This is a genomic window from Streptococcus sp. F0442, from assembly GCF_000314795.2.
Classification (GTDB): Bacteria; Bacillota; Bacilli; order Lactobacillales; family Streptococcaceae; genus Streptococcus.
Window position 1 is genome coordinate 331,113 of sequence record NZ_KB373314.1, and the last position, 18,638, is coordinate 349,750.

General features: G+C 41.4%; 21 protein-coding genes. All 21 read right to left on the reverse strand.

What is annotated here, in order from left to right:
* Nucleotides 1-2 precede the first annotated feature (2 nt).
* The 21 genes from HMPREF9186_RS01725 to HMPREF9186_RS01825 all read right to left on the reverse strand — a co-directional run bounded on the left by HMPREF9186_RS01725 (nucleotide 3) and on the right by HMPREF9186_RS01825 (nucleotide 18,538).
* Entirely contained in the window at nucleotides 3-851 is an 849-nt protein-coding gene (locus HMPREF9186_RS01725) for a DegV family protein (RefSeq protein ID WP_009731098.1), read from the reverse strand.
* Nucleotides 852-854: 3 nt separating this feature from the next.
* On the reverse strand, nucleotides 855-1,229 hold the full coding sequence (locus HMPREF9186_RS01730; protein ID WP_009731099.1) for a DUF1149 family protein: 375 nt from the start codon (nucleotides 1,227-1,229) through the stop codon (nucleotides 855-857).
* A 224-nt stretch (nucleotides 1,230-1,453) separates the two neighbouring features.
* Nucleotides 1,454-1,834 (reverse strand): hypothetical protein, encoded by a 381-nt coding sequence (locus HMPREF9186_RS01735; protein WP_414325783.1) that lies wholly within the window; start codon nucleotides 1,832-1,834, stop codon nucleotides 1,454-1,456.
* Nucleotides 1,835-1,996: 162 nt separating this feature from the next.
* Nucleotides 1,997-3,076 (reverse strand): hypothetical protein, encoded by a 1,080-nt coding sequence (locus HMPREF9186_RS01740; RefSeq protein ID WP_009731102.1) that lies wholly within the window; start codon nucleotides 3,074-3,076, stop codon nucleotides 1,997-1,999.
* Nucleotides 3,077-3,133: 57 nt separating this feature from the next.
* Nucleotides 3,134-3,571 (reverse strand): hypothetical protein, encoded by a 438-nt coding sequence (locus tag HMPREF9186_RS01745; RefSeq protein ID WP_009731103.1) that lies wholly within the window; start codon nucleotides 3,569-3,571, stop codon nucleotides 3,134-3,136.
* 123 nt (nucleotides 3,572-3,694) lie between these two features.
* Nucleotides 3,695-5,665 carry a PTS fructose transporter subunit IIABC gene (locus HMPREF9186_RS01750; protein WP_009731104.1) on the reverse strand — a complete coding sequence of 657 codons (1,971 nt, stop codon included), beginning with the start codon at nucleotides 5,663-5,665 and terminating at the stop codon, nucleotides 3,695-3,697.
* Nucleotides 5,662-6,573, reverse strand: coding sequence for a 1-phosphofructokinase (gene pfkB, locus HMPREF9186_RS01755; protein ID WP_009731105.1), 912 nt, complete (start codon nucleotides 6,571-6,573; stop codon nucleotides 5,662-5,664). The genes HMPREF9186_RS01750 and pfkB overlap by 4 nt, the downstream gene beginning before the upstream one ends.
* Entirely contained in the window at nucleotides 6,570-7,313 is a 744-nt protein-coding gene (locus HMPREF9186_RS01760) for a DeoR/GlpR family DNA-binding transcription regulator (RefSeq protein WP_009731106.1), read from the reverse strand. The genes pfkB and HMPREF9186_RS01760 overlap by 4 nt, the downstream gene beginning before the upstream one ends.
* Before the next feature lie 230 nt (nucleotides 7,314-7,543).
* Nucleotides 7,544-9,865 (reverse strand): CAP domain-containing protein, encoded by a 2,322-nt coding sequence (locus tag HMPREF9186_RS01765; RefSeq protein ID WP_009731107.1) that lies wholly within the window; start codon nucleotides 9,863-9,865, stop codon nucleotides 7,544-7,546.
* A 413-nt stretch (nucleotides 9,866-10,278) separates the two neighbouring features.
* The gene (gene trmD, locus HMPREF9186_RS01770; protein ID WP_009731108.1) at nucleotides 10,279-10,995 is read right to left on the reverse strand and encodes a tRNA (guanosine(37)-N1)-methyltransferase TrmD; all 717 of its coding nucleotides are present in this window, start codon (nucleotides 10,993-10,995) and stop codon (nucleotides 10,279-10,281) included.
* Entirely contained in the window at nucleotides 10,985-11,503 is a 519-nt protein-coding gene (rimM, locus tag HMPREF9186_RS01775; RefSeq protein ID WP_009731109.1) for a ribosome maturation factor RimM, read from the reverse strand. Before rimM ends, trmD begins: the two co-directional genes overlap by 11 nt.
* Before the next feature lie 53 nt (nucleotides 11,504-11,556).
* Entirely contained in the window at nucleotides 11,557-11,889 is a 333-nt protein-coding gene (locus HMPREF9186_RS01780) for a MazG nucleotide pyrophosphohydrolase domain-containing protein (RefSeq protein WP_009731110.1), read from the reverse strand.
* Nucleotides 11,890-11,931: 42 nt separating this feature from the next.
* Nucleotides 11,932-12,171 carry an RNA-binding protein KphA gene (kphA, locus tag HMPREF9186_RS01785; protein ID WP_009731111.1) on the reverse strand — a complete coding sequence of 80 codons (240 nt, stop codon included), beginning with the start codon at nucleotides 12,169-12,171 and terminating at the stop codon, nucleotides 11,932-11,934.
* Between the two features lie 19 nt (nucleotides 12,172-12,190).
* Nucleotides 12,191-12,463: a 30S ribosomal protein S16 gene (gene rpsP, locus HMPREF9186_RS01790; protein WP_006596292.1), complete on the reverse strand. Its 273-nt coding sequence runs from the start codon at nucleotides 12,461-12,463 to the stop codon at nucleotides 12,191-12,193.
* A gap of 123 nt (nucleotides 12,464-12,586) precedes the next feature.
* The gene (locus tag HMPREF9186_RS01795) at nucleotides 12,587-13,327 is read right to left on the reverse strand and encodes a hypothetical protein (protein ID WP_037613869.1); all 741 of its coding nucleotides are present in this window, start codon (nucleotides 13,325-13,327) and stop codon (nucleotides 12,587-12,589) included.
* 50 nt (nucleotides 13,328-13,377) lie between these two features.
* On the reverse strand, nucleotides 13,378-14,064 hold the full coding sequence (locus HMPREF9186_RS01800; RefSeq protein ID WP_009731113.1) for a YjjG family noncanonical pyrimidine nucleotidase: 687 nt from the start codon (nucleotides 14,062-14,064) through the stop codon (nucleotides 13,378-13,380).
* A complete protein-coding gene (locus HMPREF9186_RS01805) occupies nucleotides 14,064-14,558 on the reverse strand; it encodes a YkgJ family cysteine cluster protein (RefSeq protein ID WP_009731114.1) in 495 nt (164 codons plus the stop codon). The genes HMPREF9186_RS01800 and HMPREF9186_RS01805 overlap by 1 nt, the downstream gene beginning before the upstream one ends.
* Nucleotides 14,559-14,642: 84 nt before the next feature.
* Nucleotides 14,643-15,287, reverse strand: coding sequence for a hypothetical protein (locus HMPREF9186_RS01810; protein WP_009731115.1), 645 nt, complete (start codon nucleotides 15,285-15,287; stop codon nucleotides 14,643-14,645).
* 113 nt (nucleotides 15,288-15,400) lie between these two features.
* Entirely contained in the window at nucleotides 15,401-16,045 is a 645-nt protein-coding gene (locus HMPREF9186_RS01815) for a hypothetical protein (RefSeq protein WP_009731116.1), read from the reverse strand.
* A 162-nt stretch (nucleotides 16,046-16,207) separates the two neighbouring features.
* Nucleotides 16,208-18,034 (reverse strand): translation elongation factor 4, encoded by a 1,827-nt coding sequence (gene lepA, locus HMPREF9186_RS01820; protein WP_009731117.1) that lies wholly within the window; start codon nucleotides 18,032-18,034, stop codon nucleotides 16,208-16,210.
* Nucleotides 18,035-18,100: 66 nt separating this feature from the next.
* The gene (locus tag HMPREF9186_RS01825; RefSeq protein ID WP_009731118.1) at nucleotides 18,101-18,538 is read right to left on the reverse strand and encodes a GNAT family N-acetyltransferase; all 438 of its coding nucleotides are present in this window, start codon (nucleotides 18,536-18,538) and stop codon (nucleotides 18,101-18,103) included.
* Between the last annotated feature and the right edge of the window lie 100 nt (nucleotides 18,539-18,638).

Genomic DNA, 18,638 nt, shown 5'->3' on the forward strand with positions numbered 1-18,638 from the left:
CCTTAAACGATAGGGATATACCCAACTGCTAAGCTATGGTCACCTAAGTGCGTCCCAATCACGCCTCCAAAGGTGGCAAAAGGAATTTCTCCCTCTACCCCTTCAGCCACCAACATCTGACGAAGCGCTTCGGCTTTTTCAGGTACATTAGCATGGATGATAAAGACTTGGTAATGCCCTCCGGTGAGTCCTTCATCAACGATTTCCACCAAGCGTTTCATGGCTTTCTTTTCCGTACGGACTTTTTCAAAAACTTCGATGACACCTTGGTCATTAAAGTGAAGGATCGGCTTGATACTCAAGAGATTACCAATGATGGCAGCGCCATTTGACAGGCGTCCCCCCTTGACCAAGTGATTCAAATCATCGACCATAATATAGGCAGTGGTCCCATCAATCTGGTGTTGGACATTGGCCACAATCTCATCAAATAAACGACCTTCACCAGCCCATTTCAAGCAATCTTCTACCATCATTCCTAATGGAGCGCTAGTGATTTTTGAGTCAGGAAATTCGACGGTCAAGCCTTCAAATTCGTCCTTCAAATATTGGATATTTTGGTAGAATCCAGAAATGCCTGATGACAAGAAGAGACCAAGAGCATGCGTATAACCTTTAGCTGTCAAACCAGATAAGAGTTCTTCTAACGCTGCCACACTCGGTTGGCTAGTCTTTGGTAATTCCTTAGACGCAGCCATCTTTTGGTAGAACTCGTCGTGTGTCAGATTCTTCCCTTCCACATAGGATTCTCCATCGATATAGATCGGAATGTCTAAAATAAATAAGTCGTCGTGATGGAGAAGGTGCTGCGGTAAATAGGCAGACGAATCCGTAATCACTGCTAATTTCATTGATTAAAACTCCAAATTAATACCCGGTAAATCGAGGGCAATTTCTGTAACTTCATAAGTCAAACGGTTGAGCATATCCAAGCAAGGACGAGCCAATTCTTCCACTTCGTCTTTGCTGAATTCGCTTGGTTCATTGACATAACGACCAAACAAGTGGTTAATTTGAGTGATGGTTCCACTGATCACAAAGCCGTCAAATACAATCATGTAGCTCAAAATCACAATCAAAGACGTTGTGTTTTGTTGTTGATCACGATTGATTAATTGAAAGTTTACATCTACTTTTGTTTCGGGAATGCCATTTTCTTTTTCCCACTCAAAATTACGAGCGTCATAGTGGTATTGGCTGACAAATTCTTTTTCACGTTGAATATCCATTTTTATTCTCCTAAAAATATGCGATAGGCTTATTATATCATAATTCGGAGCAAGATACCAATGTCGAATGAGGTGATTTTTTCGTTGGTACAAGAAGAAAAAGCCGGGGAAGCCAGACCATTCTTTAGACAGAGGATAACGAATTCTGATCAATTATTAGCTTGTTTGGCTTATTATCCTTTTGTCATGCTCGAAAAAACAAGATAAAGGCTTTTGAATGACGATTAGTCATATAAAAACCACCCACCATCTCTTAAAATTCTTATGGGTTGCATTTCATAAATAACCAGTTCCTCAGGAACTTCATTAGAATCTCGTTTTAGAGGAATCCCTAATGTAAATTTAGTATCCTTATTATTATTGATTCTACCGTCCAATGTTAACATATACCCGCCACCTTGAGGAGTTCCGTTTCCTATTTCACCAACTTCCATACTATCCCAATTAAACTGAACACTATCAACTTTAGGACTCAAAGATTTTACAAAATCAGCCATATCCTTTTCGTGATCCTTTAAATAAGCCAGTTGCTTCTCTTTGGGACTATGGTGTTTGTTCTGTTGAGTACCATTTGAAAAGATATCTTGTTTTTGACTAGCGATAATCACACCTCCTGCTATTACAGAGGCAATAGCTAAAAGAATGACCAGTTTCCCTTTTTTCACGATCCGTCCTCCTTGAAAAGGAAAAGTTATAATAATTGTATCGAAATAAGAATAGATTGCAACTTCATTACTAGATGATATTTATGTTAGAAAAGAAAATAACTAGTTTTGCTCCACTAACACCCTACGTTGCTTGGTTAGCTCATTGTCCTTTTCCACATCATAATAAGCTTCAAACTCTTCTTTAGTATTTATTTGATGGACCTGTCCATCTTTACTCATTTCTGCCGGAATTGTAATACCTTCATAAAGATTTGTATTAGCTGGAACAAAGAGTTGATATAAATCAATAAACTGTTGAACATTACCATAGACTCTATCATAATTCAATTTAGCATCAAGCAAAATATATAATTGAGAATCTTTTTTACGGAGTAATTGATAGGCTTTTGGATCAGACTTTTCCAGTACGCTTCTCCTTAAATTATTAGGAAAGAATGTTAGTTGATTCTGATATGAGTCATCATATGCATTAGTGGTTCGATATATTTTCGTTGTATTTTTTAGAGTAACTTTTAATTGTCCTAAATCAACAGAAGGAGTTTCCGGATGTCTTTGCTCTTTTGAATCCTCCCACTCAATTTTCTTCGTTTCGAGATTTAGCCAAAGTTGTCTAGTCCCTGAATTCCTCGAATCTAATTTATATACTTTTATCGGTAAATAATCTTTACCGTTAATTTCTTCAATACCACCTGTTTTTTCTGGAACATAATTCGAATTATAGTCTTCCACCAACTTATAGAGATCTACCCGACTTCCTTCTAACTTTTGATCTCTAATTCGATAAATAGATAGAGCAAAATAAACATCTGGGTCCTCTTTAGGTAACTTTTGTGTCCATCTATAGGTTGAATTGTGGAAATAGGTACGAACTATATAACGCTTATTAGATGCTCCATGAGCTCCTAATAAATTTTCTTCTTCATCTGGATGGTACTTAGCAAAAATCTTATCTTCTTCAGGAGTCAGTGACTTCCAATGAACTGCAACACCCTCACCATCCTCCAAAAATTTATAAGAATCGATTTCCCATATACCGGTGTAGTAGTCATATTTCTCATATTTTTCACGTTCTTGTTTAGCTTTTTCTTGTTTCTGGTGGTGTTGATAGGTAAAAAGTCCAAAAACAGCGACTGCAATTGATAAAACTAACGAAGCAGCAATAATTATTTTCTTTTTCATTTATCTTTTTTCCATCTCTATTATAAATCTAATAAATTGCTAAAATTTTTTAGAAGGCTACTCGTCAAAAAGTTTTCCTTCTACACGCAGTGGACTACCGCTACCAATTCCTTCGATTAAATCTTTCTCGCCATTTTTACCGTCTTTTAAATAGACCAAAACACTCCAACTTGAATTTTGAATATGATTAAATCCTCCATAGACCATAACAATTTCGCCACCTCCTTGTGGCGTACCATTTCCTATCTCATCCCATTGCGTTTCATCCCAAGCAATCTGGACAGATTCAACTTTAGGACTTAACGATTTTACAAAATCTTCGATTTCTTGCCCGTGCTTCTTTACATCTTCTAACTGTTGTTCCTTACGACCGAATTTCTTTGTTGTATGGCTATTAATAGAAAACAAGTTTGGATATTGAGAACTGATGATTGCTAGTCCTGATAAGGCAATTACTGTTATTCCCAAAATGAGAACTTTCTTCATTTTTCTCATTATTCCTCCAATAAAAATTGCTTTCTACTATCATATCGAAATCTATAGAGATAAGCAACTTCATCACTAGTTGGTGTTTTTGTGCAGTAAAAAAGGTTGGCATTCCCAACCTTTTAATCATATTTAGTTTTTAGGTTTGCGAAGCAATCCGAACAAGATACCACTTACGACTGCACCGATCAATACAAACACGATGTATAGAAGTGGATTTGATGTAAGGGCGATAACGAAGATTCCTCCGTGAGGAGCCATCAGTTTCAAGCCTGCAAGACCAACAAGGGCACCTGTCAAAGCCGAACCTGCGATGAAGCTTGGAATCGCACGCGCTGGATCAGCTGCACCGAATGGAATGGCACCTTCTGTGATGAAGGAAAGACCCATGATAATGTTTGTCAAACCTGAGTTGCGTTCTTCTTCAGTAAATTTGTCTTTGAACAAGACAGTTGCTACAAAGACTGCCAATGGAGGAACCATACCAGCTGCCATAACGGCCGCCATAACGGTTGAACCACCACTAGTAAGGGCTGAAGCTGTCAACGTACTTGTACCAAATACATAAGCTGCTTTGTTGACTGGTCCACCCATATCGACAGCCATCATACCACCAACAAGGAGACCAAGAAGAACTGCCGAGCTACCTGACAAGCTAGTCAAGAAGTTGTTCAAAGATGTATTGATCGCTGACATTGGGATGTTGATAAGGAACATCAAGAATCCTGTCAAACCAACACCAAGTAAAGGCAAGAGAAGGATCGAGCGGATACCATCGAGTGAACGTGGAAGACCTGCAAGGGCTTTGCGAAGCACGAGAACGACTCCACCTGCAAGGAAACCACCTACCAAAGCTCCAAGGAAACCAGATGATACGGCTGCTGGTAATTCACCTTTAGCAGCACCGAAAGCGATGTTCCCAAATGCTGAACCTGAGCTAGCAATGGATCCAGCAACGAAACCTGCTACAAAACCTGGTTTTTCAGCGATGGAGAATCCGATGTAACCTGCAAGTACAGGAAGCATGAAGCCAAAGGCTGCACCACCGATTGTTTTAAATTGAGCTGCTAATTCATGGTATGAACCAAGTTGAGACAATTGATCTTGAGGCACCCCAAGAATTTGGTCGATCAAGAAGGCAAGGGCAATCAAGATCCCACCACCGATAACGAATGGAAGCATTTGAGAAACCCCACTCATCAGGTGTTTGTAGAAGGCTCCACCCAAGCTCAATTTTTCTTGGCTAGCGCTTGCTTCTACCGCATTTTCTGCGTGGAAGACATCTGCTTTGCCATCCAAGATGGTTTGGATCAAATCTTCCGTTTGACGGATACCGGCTGCGACTGGTTTAGAGATCAATTTTTTGCCATCGAAACGAGCTGTTTCAACTGCCTTATCCGCTGCAATGATGACTCCTTCAGCTTTGGCGATTTCTTCAGCTGTCAAGCGGTTGCCTACACCGGATGCACCGTTTGTTTCAACGCGGACCGTAACACCCATTTCTTCACCTTTTTTGATGAGGGCTTCTTCTGCCATGTAAGTGTGAGCGATCCCTGTTGTACATGCTGTAACAGCAACGATGAGCGGTTTGTCAGATGAAGCTGCTTCTTTGACAGCTTCTGCTTTTTTCGCTTCTTCAGCTGCAGCTTCTTGCTCTTCTGCATCAAAGGCTGCAATGACTTGATCAGGGGTGCTTACTTGGCGAAGTTTGTCTGCAAATCCTGGTTTCATCAAGTACTTAGACAGTTCAGCAAGGGCTGCCAAGTGCGTGTCATTGGCTCCTTCTGGAGCTGCGATCATGAAGAACAAGTCTGTTGGTTGGCCATCAAGTGATGCATAGTCCACACCCTTGTTTGATTTTGCAAACAAGACCGTTGCTTCTTTGACAGCTTCATTTTTGCTGTGGGGCATAGCAATTCCGTCACCCAAACCAGTTGAAGTTTGTGCTTCACGGTTCATAATCCCAGTCTTGAAGGTTTCAAAATCTGTCACCACACCATTGTCAACGAGCGATTGGACCATCTCATTGATCACACCCTCTTTATCTGTTGCTTGGAGATCAAACAACATCACGTTTTTATTTAAAACGTCTTGAATTTTCATAGTTTTTCTACCTCTACTTTTTCATAAGTTTCTTTAATATAATCAACTGTCGCCAAATCATCTGAGAAGGTGGTCGCTGTTCCACAAGCCACGCCCCATTTGAAGGCTTCGATGATATCTCCTGTCGTTGCGAGCTTACCAGTGAAGCCTGCTACCATAGAATCTCCAGCCCCGACTGAATTCTTCACTTGCCCTTTGATTGGTTTTGCGAAGTAAGTACCGCTTGGACTGACAAGGAGAGCACCATCACCTGCCATGGAAATAATGACGTTTTGTGCTCCTTTGGCCAAGATTTCTTTGGCATAGCGTTCGATTTCTGGCAATTCCGTCAAGGTCACGCCAAAAATAGCTCCCAACTCATGGTTGTTTGGTTTAACCAATTGCGGATTAAACTCCAAGGAATCAATCAAAGTTTCCCCTTCAAAGTCGCAAACGACTTGTGCACCTGTCGCACGAGTTGCTGCGATCAATTCTTTGTAAATGGTATTTCCAAGTGAAGATGGGGCAGATCCTGCAAAGACCACCACATCTTCTGCTGTTAAGCTAGAAAGAATCTTGAGCAGTTCTTGCAACTGCGCTTCCGTCACTTCTGGGCCGTTCCCATTGATCTCGGTTTCCTCATCGGCCTTGATCTTGACATTGATCCGTGTATCTTGGTCCACTGTCACAAAGTTGGTTGAAATAGCTTCGCTAGTCAGTACGTCCTCAATGAAGCGTCCGGTGAAACCACCGATAAATCCAGTCGCTGTGTTCTCGATATCGAGCCGCTTCAAGACACGACTGACATTGATTCCCTTACCACCGGCAAATTTATCTTCCGAAGCCATCCGGTTGACCGCCCCGGTCTCTACATGATCCAGACGGACAATGTAGTCAATGGCTGGATTCAGTGTTACTGTATAAATCAAACCTCTATAACCTCCGTTTTTTCTTTTAAAACCTTTAATCGTTGCGGTTCACATTGATTGGTGATAATCATGGCTCGCTTGATCGGAGCCACTTTTACAAAGGATGTCACTCCAATTTTTGAATCATCCGCTAGGATATAGGTTTTTTTTGCATTTTCGATAATCGCACGCTTGACAGATCCTTCTTCCAGGTCTGGAGTGCTGTAAAATTCATCATCGATTCCATTCATCCCAAGAAAGGCCTTGTCAAAATTCAACTGACCGATTTGATTGAGCGCGATCCCTCCGATACTTGCATCTGTAGAAGATTTTACCTTTCCACCGATGATGACCGTCGGAACATTTCGCTCGACCAACTTGGTCGCATGGTGAATCGAATTGGTCACCACAGTTACCGTTGGATTGACAATTTCTTGTACCAAAAGTTCATTGGTCGTCCCAGCATCGATAAAGATCACATCATGATCTTTGATCAATTCCGCCGCTTTTACAGCGATCTTTGACTTAACTTGAATGTTTTTGATAGATTTTTCTTTATTACTTTCTTCCTCTTGAAGAAAATGCAGGCTTTCCGCACCGCCGTGAACCCGGCGAAGTTTGCTTTCAGCTTCTAGCTCATCCAAGTCTCGCCGAACGGTTGATTCAGACGTCCCCAACTCATGTACAAGGGTTTCTAAGGAAACAAATTTTTCCTTTAATACCTTTTCGAGGATAAATTGTTTTCGTTCAGACTTGAGCATTTCTCCTCCTTTTGCAATCGATTACAAGAACCATTATACTCTTTCTTCAAAAAATGTCAACACTTTTTTATCATTTTCTATCATTTTCTTTCAAAAATTCCAAAAGCGTATAAAAAAAGAGCAGGAAAGAACTCATTTTGTTAAAAGAGTTCTTTTCCCACCCTCATAAATTTTCTTTGAAGATTTTAAGCAATAAAGTGTCTAAGCATCCACTCTATTCTCAGTATGTCTTAATCATTATTTGAAGATTGTTTCTTTTTCTTGAAACCAAACAATCCGGCAAGTAGCCCAACGACTACACCTGTTGTTGCTGCTGCATATTTGGATGAATCCGATCCTGTGACAGCTTGGCTGTTTTCTTTTTTGGGTTTGATTTCTTCTACTTTGGCTTCTTGTTTTGGAGCCGGAGTAGCTTTTGGTGCTTGCACTTGCGGACTATTAGTGTGAGTTGGAAGAACTGCAGGTCTATCTGAGAAGGTTGTTGGATTGCTTGATCGGATATCCATCGGCATATCTGCTGCTTCTAAAATAGCTGGATCCATACGTGACGCCAAATCTTCATATTGAGAATTCAAGTGTTCAACCATACCTTGATAGGATTGAAGGGTGTTGAATTCTGCTTCTAATTTATCCTTTTTATGCTCAAGATTAGCCACCGCAGCTGCCAAAACAGACTGGGCTTTCACCAATAAGTCTGGAGCATTTTGGACGTCAGAAAGACGTTTTTCCGCAGCAACCAGACGCTCTTGAGCTGCCTTTAAGCCCTCGTGAGCTTCCTCAACAATTTGTGCTTTTTCTGCTTCTTCTGCTTTCAAAAGATTCAATTTCTCACGCGCAGCTGCTAACAGGTCTTGCGCTTTTTGAAGAGCGACTTCTTTCGGATGAATGGTCGACTCAATCCGACCTCGAGATACTTCCAGTGTAGCTTTCGCTTTTTCGACCGCATGGTCCTTGCTAAGAAGAAGAAGTTTGTAATTTTGGATGGCCTTTTGTACATTGGCCACTTCGACTTCCACATTCGAATTGGAATGGCGGGTATCCTCTAACTTCCCTTGCAAGATGATGATTTGAGATTCTAGATTGGCCTTGTCCAATTTAAGATTGGCTACTTCATCGGACTTCGCTTTGACATCTGCTCTCGTCGTCGTAGCACCAGCTCCCTGGCGCAACTGGTAAGCAAGAGCACTTGTTGATACAGCTGAGGTGACTGGGCTGTGTATGAAAGCCGCTTCTGACATAGCCTTGCTCGGATCATAAGCGACTGATAAAGCAGTGGCTTTGTTGTCCATCATTTGCAGGTAATGACCAACCTTAGCAAAGGCTTCAGCTCCGATCTTCATATAGATGTCATTGGCATCAATCTGTGTTTCATCTGTTGGCAGACCGTATTGAGCTGCTACCTCTTGGTAAGCCGTTTTTTCATTGTACCAAAAGTCAACTGCACCAGCAGGCGAGAAGCCATAAGCGATGTTTTCGTTTGGCAAATACTTAAACATATGCCAGTTGGCCTTTTTAAAGTATTCCAGCTGCACTTGGCTAGCAGGGAGGGAATAGAGATCCAGCTCTAATTCAGCAAGACCTGCGTTGCGACGATATGCATTGATAGCATCTGCGATTTCAAGAGCCCGCAAATTGGCTTGGAGTGAACCAGAGTCTCCCACTGTTATGCCATCTTCTTCCCGCCCACGTTTATAGAAGGCTAAGGCACTTGCTGCAGCTTCATTGCCATTGTCTGCTAAGTGTTGCAAGTAGCCTTCGTAAGTCGCTTGGCTCAATTGAACTGGACTATTAGCCGCTGCTTGCTCTAAGGCTGCCAACTCCGCTTCTTTTGTCGCAATGACGGCCTTCAAATCTGTGAGTCGCGTTTGGGCGAGTTGGATGTCACTCTCAATTTGAGCCACTGTGTCAGACCCATTCTGCTGACTCTCTTGCAAGGTTGCCAGATAATATTGAGATTCTCGAATACTTTGCTCGACTTGACTTTGCTCCACCAAGGCCTGGGCCAGGACGTTCTCATCATTAGAAATCGGCATCTTGGCTTGCTTTAACTCATTCTCTGCCACATCGACCAAAGATTCCTGAGCGGTGACTTGATTTTCCTGCTGACGAACGGCCTCTAAGACTTGATCATGTGCAAGTTCTGCTTCTCGAACCTTATTTTCTTCGATGGTGACATAAGCTTGGGCTACCTTAACCCCATTTTCTGCATTTTGAACTTGTGCATCTGAAGTCGTTGCGATGAGGTTTTCCGCCTCCGTCACTTCTTCTTTCTTTTCTTCTAGCTCTTGACCGGCTGCCCTGACATCCATCTGAGCGTCAATCACTTTTTGCTCCTGGTAGTGGACATCTTTGACTACTTGACCTTTTTGAGCCGTAATTTGCTTCAATTCATCGACTGTAATAGGTTTCTCAACTACCTCAGTGCTATTGGTTTCAGCATTTTCATTTTGCTTGACCTCTTCCGCACTAGCCTTATGATGAAACATTCCAGACAGTACCGTTGTCGCCGCAACTCCTGTCGTAAAAACCGATTTTCCTAACTTCTTTCCCAATGAAACTCACCCCCAAAACCTGATCTTTTTTCTTGAAGTTTATCTCCCCTTAGCATACCACATTTTGGTACTAATAACTAGTAGGTTGAAAGAGATTTTTTAATAAAATTTTAGGGCAAAAGAAAAACAGCACAGGCTGCTACAGAATGTAGACAAACTACTTTTAAGTAAAGTAAGTTAAGCGATTTTGCAAAAAAAATGAGTTCCAATTTTTAAATCGATTCAAGAAAATACCTTAACTTTCCGCCGTGAGAAAAGTGCCTGAAACAATAATGTTTCAGGCACTCGGAATTATTGAGACCCTAGGCTCAATAATTAGTCATGGAACTTCTAAGAAGTTCGCTGACGTCCGTACTCACCTAAGGAAAGTTTTTTTATATGACTTTGTCTTCAATCTAAAATAGCTAAGGCTGTTAGTCTTCTTGTTTAATTTGTTCCAACATCTTCACTTCTTCTGCTGTCAATTCGTAGTTTTCTAGCAGGTCAGGGCGACGCTCCAAGGTCTTTTTCAAACTCTGATAGAGGCGCCACTGACGGATATTTTCATGATGTCCACTCATGAGAACATCTGGAACTGTCATTCCTCTGTATTCATAAGGCCGTGTGTATTGAGGGTATTCTAGAAGACCAGACGAGAAACTATCATCCTGGTGGCTGGATTCTTTGCCGATCACTTCTGGAATCAAGCGGACTGTCGCATCAATCATGGTCATAGCCGCAAGTTCCCCACCTGTCAGTACATAATCCCCCAGTGAAATCTCATCCGTTACCAAGGTCTTGATCCGCTCATCGTAGCCCTCATAGTGACCGCAGATAAAGATCAATTCATCTTCTTGAGCTAATTCTTCTGCGTAACTTTGGTCAAAAGTCCGACCAGCAGGATCCAACAAAATCACGCGCGGATTCTTTTTTTCGATGGCATCAAAGGCATCGAAGATGGGCTGAGCACGTAAGAGCATGCCTTGCCCGCCACCATAGGGTTCATCATCCACATGACGTGACTTCTCCGCGTTTTCACGGAAATTATGGTAGTTGATCTCGAGAAGTCCCTTTTCACGCGCCTTTCCGACGATGGAATGCTCCAAAGGCGAAAACATCTCTGGAAAGAGTGTTAAAATATCAATCTTCATCGTCTAACCCTTCTAAGATGTCTACATCCACCCGATTTCCTGGAATATCAATATTGAGGATCACAGGTGGGATATAAGGCAAAAGAAGGTCTCGTTTGCCTTTTCGTTTGACTACCCAGACATCATTGGCACCTGGTTGCAGGATCTCCTTGATCTGACCGATCAGGTGGTCATTTTCGTATACATCAAGGCCGATGATCTCATGGTAATAAAACTCGCCTTCCTCCAAATCCGTCAAGTCTTCTTCCGCAACCTTGAGGCTAAAGCCTTTGAATTTCTCGATGGCATTGATATGGTACATATCCTTAAACTTGATGATATCAAAGTTCTTGTGCTTGCGGTGACTAGCAATGGTTACCGTTTGGACAAAACGATCCTTTTCATCAAAGAGAGCCAACTCTGCTCCTTTTTTAAAGCGCTCTTCCGCAAAGTCTGTCACAGACAAGACCCGCATCTCACCTTGTAAGCCTTGGGTATTGACAATTTTCCCAACGTTAAAATAATTCATGATTTCTCCAGTGTAGTTTATTCACTCTATTTTATCACGTTCAAGGGATTTTCTCAAATGCTCTTTTCTGCTAGAAACTGCTCCAAATCCTTCTCGTGCTGGTATTTGACAGCTGCTGTTTTATCCTTTTCAAAGATGGTTTTAGTGAGGTCGATGTCATTGATAGCTGCGATAGCGACTGTATAGTGAATGATATCAGCCAGTTCTTTGGCCAATTCCTCATTTGAGTCCTGAACCCCTTCTTTTCGTCCAGAACGACCATTTAAGACCTCGGCAACTTCCCCAACCTCTTCGACGAGCTTGATAAACAGACCTTCTTCCGTACGACTATCTTTGTAATATTCTTTTAAATAGGCTTGTAATTGCTGAATGGTCACTTCTTTCATTCCTTCTCCTTCTAATAAAAAACAGGACCAAGTCCCGCCTTTTTATTTTTCGTCAATAACGATTCTTACTTTTTTATCTTCAGTTGGGACAGAGTAGACAATCGTTCTTATCGCAGAAATGGTGCGACCTTTTCGACCGATTACACGACCAACATCGCTAGGATCAAGGTCAAGGTGGTACTCCAAGAATTCCAGAGTATCTTCGATCTTGATGGTTAAGGCATCCGGTTGTGAAATCAAAGGTTTCACAATTGCAATAATAAGATTTTCAATCGTATCCATACATCAACCTACTTTATGATTATTTTGAGAATTTAGAATCGTGGAATTTCTTCAAAACACCTTCTTTTGAAAGGATGTTACGAACTGTATCTGAAGGTTGAGCTCCATCAGCCAACCATGCAAGAACGCGGTCTTCTTTCAAAGTTACTTGGTTTTCTTCAACAAGTGGATTGTAAGTTCCAACTGTTTCGATGAAACGTCCATCACGTGGTGAACGTGAATCTGCTACGTTGATACGGTAGTAAGGTTTTTTCTTAGAACCCATACGAGTCAAACGAATTTTAACTGCCATTTTTATAAGTCTCTTTTCTATATTTTAATTTTCGGTGAAATAGACAAGCTATTTAGCACATGATCTATTATAACACATTTCATAGACCTGTCAAGAAAAAAACTTGACACTATTAAAAATTTTTTAATTGATCTCAAAGTAATAAGATTCTTCATTTTTGGAAGCCGATTCAATCACATAGTTCCCAGGAGGAAGACCAGATATATCCAAGTGCTTCCCTTCAAATTCTTTGGCGAGGGAAGTCACTGTAATGGTAAAGGAAAATCCCTTAATTTGGCGGTAGGTAGCATAATCCAAGTTCAGAATCCCTCGAAGTTCTGTTTCTCCAGCTTTTTCAGCAGCCAGTAAGTCTGTTGCCAATTGATCTTCAAAATCGGGATTTTGGATTGGTAAGTTGAGATCAACCTCACTTACCTCGAGGCCTTGTTGATGAAATCGCTCTTTTATCTCTTGCTTTAATTGTTGAAACCCTTGAGATTCCGTAAAGCCTCTTTCAAAAAACGGGGCTACTAACCAACTGTTGTAATGTTGAGCCAGTTCTCCTGCCGTGTCATAGTTTTTCCCAGTTTCTTCTTTTGATAGATGAGTCGCATAGGGAAAGTCAAACTGGACCGTCTTTCCCTCAACCCTTTCTTGATAGCTATAGGCATATTTGGTCGACATCCCATGGAGTTCAGCTGCTTTAAAATGTAGGTCTCCTTTAAATCCCGCTTCCTGATAAAAACCAGAAATTTGCTCTTGGATTTCTTTTTCTTCTTGATTAGTAAAATAAAAGAGAAAACAAATCAAGAGAGCGACCCCTGTGAACAATGCACGAAGCAGATAGAGAAACCATTTTTTGATGTTACCCTTTATTATATTCATTATTCCATAATAACAAAAAACCAGCTTGAGAGCTAGTTTAAAATAAATCTTCACTTAAGGATAGCCAGTAGTTCTTGATAGTCAGAAACAACATATGTCGGAACGGCTGGACTGGTATTATCCTTATGATCTGGATTGTACCAGACAGTATCAATCCCCGCAGCATTCCCTCCAGCGATGTCCGCCGTCAAAGAATCCCCAATCATGAGTGCTTGCTCCTTGGCAAATCCTGGGATCAAGTTACCGATCTTTTCGTAAAAGGCCGGTTCCGGTTTTTGAGTCCCTAATTGTTCAGAGATAAAGATTTCTTTGAAATAAGGGGTGATGGCAGATTTCTTTAAACGCCCTTGCTGAATAGCGGTAACGCCGTTGGTAGCACCGTAGAGCAGGTAACCTTTTTCTACTAATTTGGCCAGTAAGTCTTCTGCTCCTGGAAAACTCTGTCCCTGTTGACTAATGTAGTCCTGGTAGCGCAAGGCCATCTCTTCACCATCTACCTCTCTACCAAAATGAGCAAATGCGATGGCAAACCGGCTGTTAATCAAGTCTTTCTTGCTAATCTTCTTTTGCTCCAAATCTTTCCAGAGCCCTTGGTTCATGGGTTTGTAGTAATCCTTAAAGGCTTGAATATCTTGAACCCCCTGATCTTGGAGGAATTGCGTTAAAGCCACTTCCTCCGCTGTGTCAAAATCTAACAAGGTGTGGTCTAGGTCAAATAGTAAAAATGTGTATGCCATTACAAACGATCCTTCAATTTTTCTACAAATAAATAAGCTGCTGGGCAAGTCAGCGTATTCTTGATGGTCAGATGGTTGATCTGGTAGATCTTCTTGCGATCTGTATGAGGAAATTCCCGACAGGCTTTCGGACGAACATCGTAGATAGAACAGAGATTATCACCACCCAAGAAAGGACATGGCATGGATTTAAAAACCTTGTCGCCATCTTCATCCACTTGAAGAAATTCCGCCTCAAAAGCAGGCAGTTTCATTTTGAAATACTTGGCGATGCGCGTGATATCTGCTTCCTTAAAATCGGGTCCTAGGGTCTTACAGCAATTGGCACAAGCCGTACAATCAATTTCTTGAAAGACTTCATCGTGAATTTCTTGCGCTATTTTATCTAAATTCTTAGGTGGCTTCTTTTTCAGATTCGCCAATACCTTACGATGCTCCTTTTGCTTTTGGAGCGCTAACTGATGGTATTTTTCTAAGTCAATTTCCTGTGTCATCCTCTATTTCCTCTTCTAAACAATAGAAAGATTATACCACAAAGACTATGAAAAAAGATAGATCCAGCGATCTATCTCACTTGATTAATCCGTTACAGCACCTGTTCCGTCTAAGCTCCAAGTGTCTTCGACATAAGGTGTAAATTGAGTTATTGTTTTCTCAAATCCTTCAACAACAATCAAATAAACCTTATCATCTTTTTGGAATACCCAACCAGCAACCTGCAAGCCTGACTTGAGAAAAATATGTATTTTAAGCGACTCATTTCCTCCAACGGTCGTTGTAGATTTTATCATTTTCTCAACAAGTTTAGGGTCATTCCACCTAGTCTCAAATCTTTGGGCCATCATCTCGGCATTAAATTTCACTCCTTCGGGGACATTTGCTTTTTCTCTATTGGCAGCATTTAAAACAATAATATTGAAGGCGTTTTTATCTGTATACTGAATATTATCTCCGACTTGGATACTATCATTCTTTTTCCAGTCACTCGGGATATTGAGGTAACCATAATCTGCTGAACCGATTCGTTTAGTTTTCACATCCTCCTTATCACTATCCGATATTTCTTTCTCTACCTTGCTACTTGATTTTGTAGTCTCTTTCACCACATGAGTGGAACTAGTATCCAATGATGATTTTTTAGACACTTTCTTCGGACTAGTACAAGCAGAAAGACTTACAACAGACAAAAACGTAACAGACGCGAGTAAGAACTTATTTTTCATATTCTCTCCTCAATGATGAATTTTCTTTCCTCTAGTCTACCATGATTTTTTAGGATTTGAAAGTGCGATTTCTATAGTATAAAGAGACTAGAAATGATTCTAGCCTCACTTCATCAATCCGTTACGGCACCTGTTCCATCCAGACTCCAAGTGTCTTCGATGTATGGGATAAAGGTTTTCAACGTTTCTGCATCCCCTTCAAAAGAAATGGTATAAACTTTTTCACCCTTCTGGAAGATCCAAGTAATCAGGTATTGACCAGATTTCATGACAATTTGAAGCTGGTAAGCGTCCAGACCTGCGACTTTAGTCCGCGCTCCCGTCATCTTATCAACATCCTGGTTATCTTGCCACATAACGGCCAGTTTCTTGGCTAGAAATTCAGCATTAAACTCGATATCAGCAGGAGCTTTGGCTTTTTCCCGCGTAAAGCTGTTCAAGGTGACAATGTTATAGGCACTTCCATCTGTGTATTGGACCCCCTCAACCCCACTAAGATCCGTAAACTTGATCCATTTACTTGGAATATCGATATATCCATAATCGGCATTTCCAATCCGCTTGGTTTCCTGAGTTGACTTGCTTTCCTTTTTAGATGGAGCATCCTTTGATGAAGAACTGCTTGTTTTCTTTTCGACTTTGCTGCTACTTTCTTTTGCAGAAGAAACTGCTGTATCTTTTTTAGTGGTGTGACTACAGGCCATTAGTGTGCAGGCAGAAAGAATCGTAAGGGATGGGACTAGTAATTTATGTTTCATGATCAACCTCCTTGAGAACGTTTTCTACTTCTAGTCTACCATGAATGAGGGTATTTTAAAATAGGAAAAGTGTCACATCTGATCCAAGCCCACTAATCCCGTTCATTTCTTTTTAATATCAAACATAAAACAAAAGTGCCCTCTAGGGGGGCACTTTCTTTCTTATTCTTCATCCATTGACAGAACTGACAAGAAGGCTTCCTGCGGTACTTCTACCGAACCGATAGCTTTCATCCGTTTCTTACCGGCTTTTTGTTTTTCAAGAAGCTTGCGTTTCCGTGAGACGTCCCCTCCATAACACTTGGCCAAGACGTTCTTACGAAGAGCCTTGATATCTGTACGGGCTACGATCTTATGACCGATGGCTGCTTGGATAGGCACTTCAAACTGTTGACGAGGGATAATCTTCTTGAGCTTCTCAACAATCAACTTCCCACGTTCATAGGCAAAGTCCTTGTGAACGATAAAGCTGAGGGCATCGACGGTATCTCCATTGAGGAGAATATCCATCTTAACCAATTTAGATGGACGATATTCAGACAACTCATAGTCAAAGCTAGCATAGCCACGAGTAGAGGATTTCAATTTATCAAAGAAATCAAAGACAATTTCCGCCAGTGGGATTTGATAGATGACATTAACCCGATTTTCATCGATGTAGTCCATGGTCACAAAGTCCCCACGTTTGCGTTGGGCCAATTCCATGACAGCTCCGACAAACTCTTGTGGCACCATGATTTGTGCTTTAACATAAGGTTCTTCGATCGAAGCGATCTTGGTTGGATCTGGAAACTCAGACGGGTTAGACACATCTAGTGCTTCGCCATCTGTCAAATTGACCTTGTAGATAACAGACGGTGCTGTCATGATCAAGTCAATATTGAACTCACGCTCTAAGCGCTCTTGGATAACGTCCATATGAAGAAGTCCCAAGAAACCACAACGGAAACCAAACCCAAGAGCTTGAGAAGTTTCCGGTTCAAATTGAAGACTAGCGTCATTCAATTGCAATTTTTCCAAAGCTTCACGAAGGTCATTGTATTTATTGGATTCGATCGGATAGAGACCTGCAAAGACCATTGGGTTCATCTGCTTGTATCCATGTAGTGGCTCACTTGCTGGATTGGTCGCTAAGGTCACAGTGTCCCCGACACGGGTATCTGCAACGGTCTTGATAGAGGCTGCAATATAACCAACATCTCCTGTCGCAAGGAAATCACGACCAACTGCTTTAGGAGTAAAGATCCCAACCTCAGTCACATCAAAGGTTTTTCCATTACTCATGAGCTGGATCTTATCGCCTGGTTTGACCATCCCGTTGACAACCCGTACCTGAAGGATAACCCCACGATAGGCGTCATAGACGGAATCAAAGATCAAGGCTTGAAGTGGCGCTTCAACATCACCTGTCGGAGCAGGAACCTTCTCAACGATCTGCTCCAAAATCTCTTCAATCCCAATACCAGCCTTGGCAGAAGCTAGGACTGCTTCACTGGCATCCAAGCCGATGACATCTTCTACTTCTGTGCGCACACGTTCTGGATCTGCAGCTGGTAAGTCAATTTTGTTAATAACTGGCAGAATCTCCAAATCGTTGTCCAAAGCAAGGTAAACATTGGCTAGAGTCTGGGCTTCAATCCCTTGAGCGGCATCCACTACGAGAATGGCACCCTCACAGGCAGCAAGTGAACGCGAAACCTCATAGGTAAAGTCCACGTGTCCCGGAGTGTCAATCAAGTGGAAAATATAGGTTTCCCCATCTTTAGCCGTGTAGTTCAACTCGATGGCATTGAGCTTAATAGTGATTCCACGTTCCCGTTCCAGGTCCATGCTATCTAGGAGTTGGGCTTGCATCTCCCGACTAGACACGGTTTCGGTTTTTTCTAAGATTCGATCGGCCAAGGTTGACTTTCCGTGGTCAATATGGGCGATGATCGAGAAGTTCCGAATCTTCTCTTGTCGTTTCTTTAATTCTTCAAAATTTGGCATAATCATCTTCCTAGTAAAATTAATCGTACTCTTCATTATAACAAAAAAGATAGGCCTTTGCCTATCTTAATCCATTATTTTCAAAAATCGCTTCTGCGTTTTATTTCCATCATAGCCTATTCGTTCGTAAAAGACATGGGCTTCTTTTCGATGAGATGCAGAATTTAAACGAATAAAAGCATAATGGCTGCTTTTGGCAAATTCTTCAACTCGCTCCATCAATTGGCGACCAATCCCACGTCCTTTAGCAGAAGGAAAAACAGCAAGTCCTAAAACATTTAAACCCGAATCGCTATATACACTCTCATAGGCCTCTGCTTCGACATAACCAAGAATAGTGCCTGTTTGGTCCTCTTCATAAACAAAGCAAAAGTGACCCGAGTCTGGCAGATTGAATTTTTCGATCTGAGCCGCCACTTTCTCAAGGGTAGAATCATACCCCAATGCTTGGTGACATAAATCTCTAATTTGGCCTGCATCTTTGACTTGAACAGTACGAATCATACTCCAACCTCCATGAATTATCTGCTTTCATATTAGAACTTTTCCCTCAAAAAGTAAAGGAAATGCAAATAAAATTTCAATCAAAAATCTGATTTATATC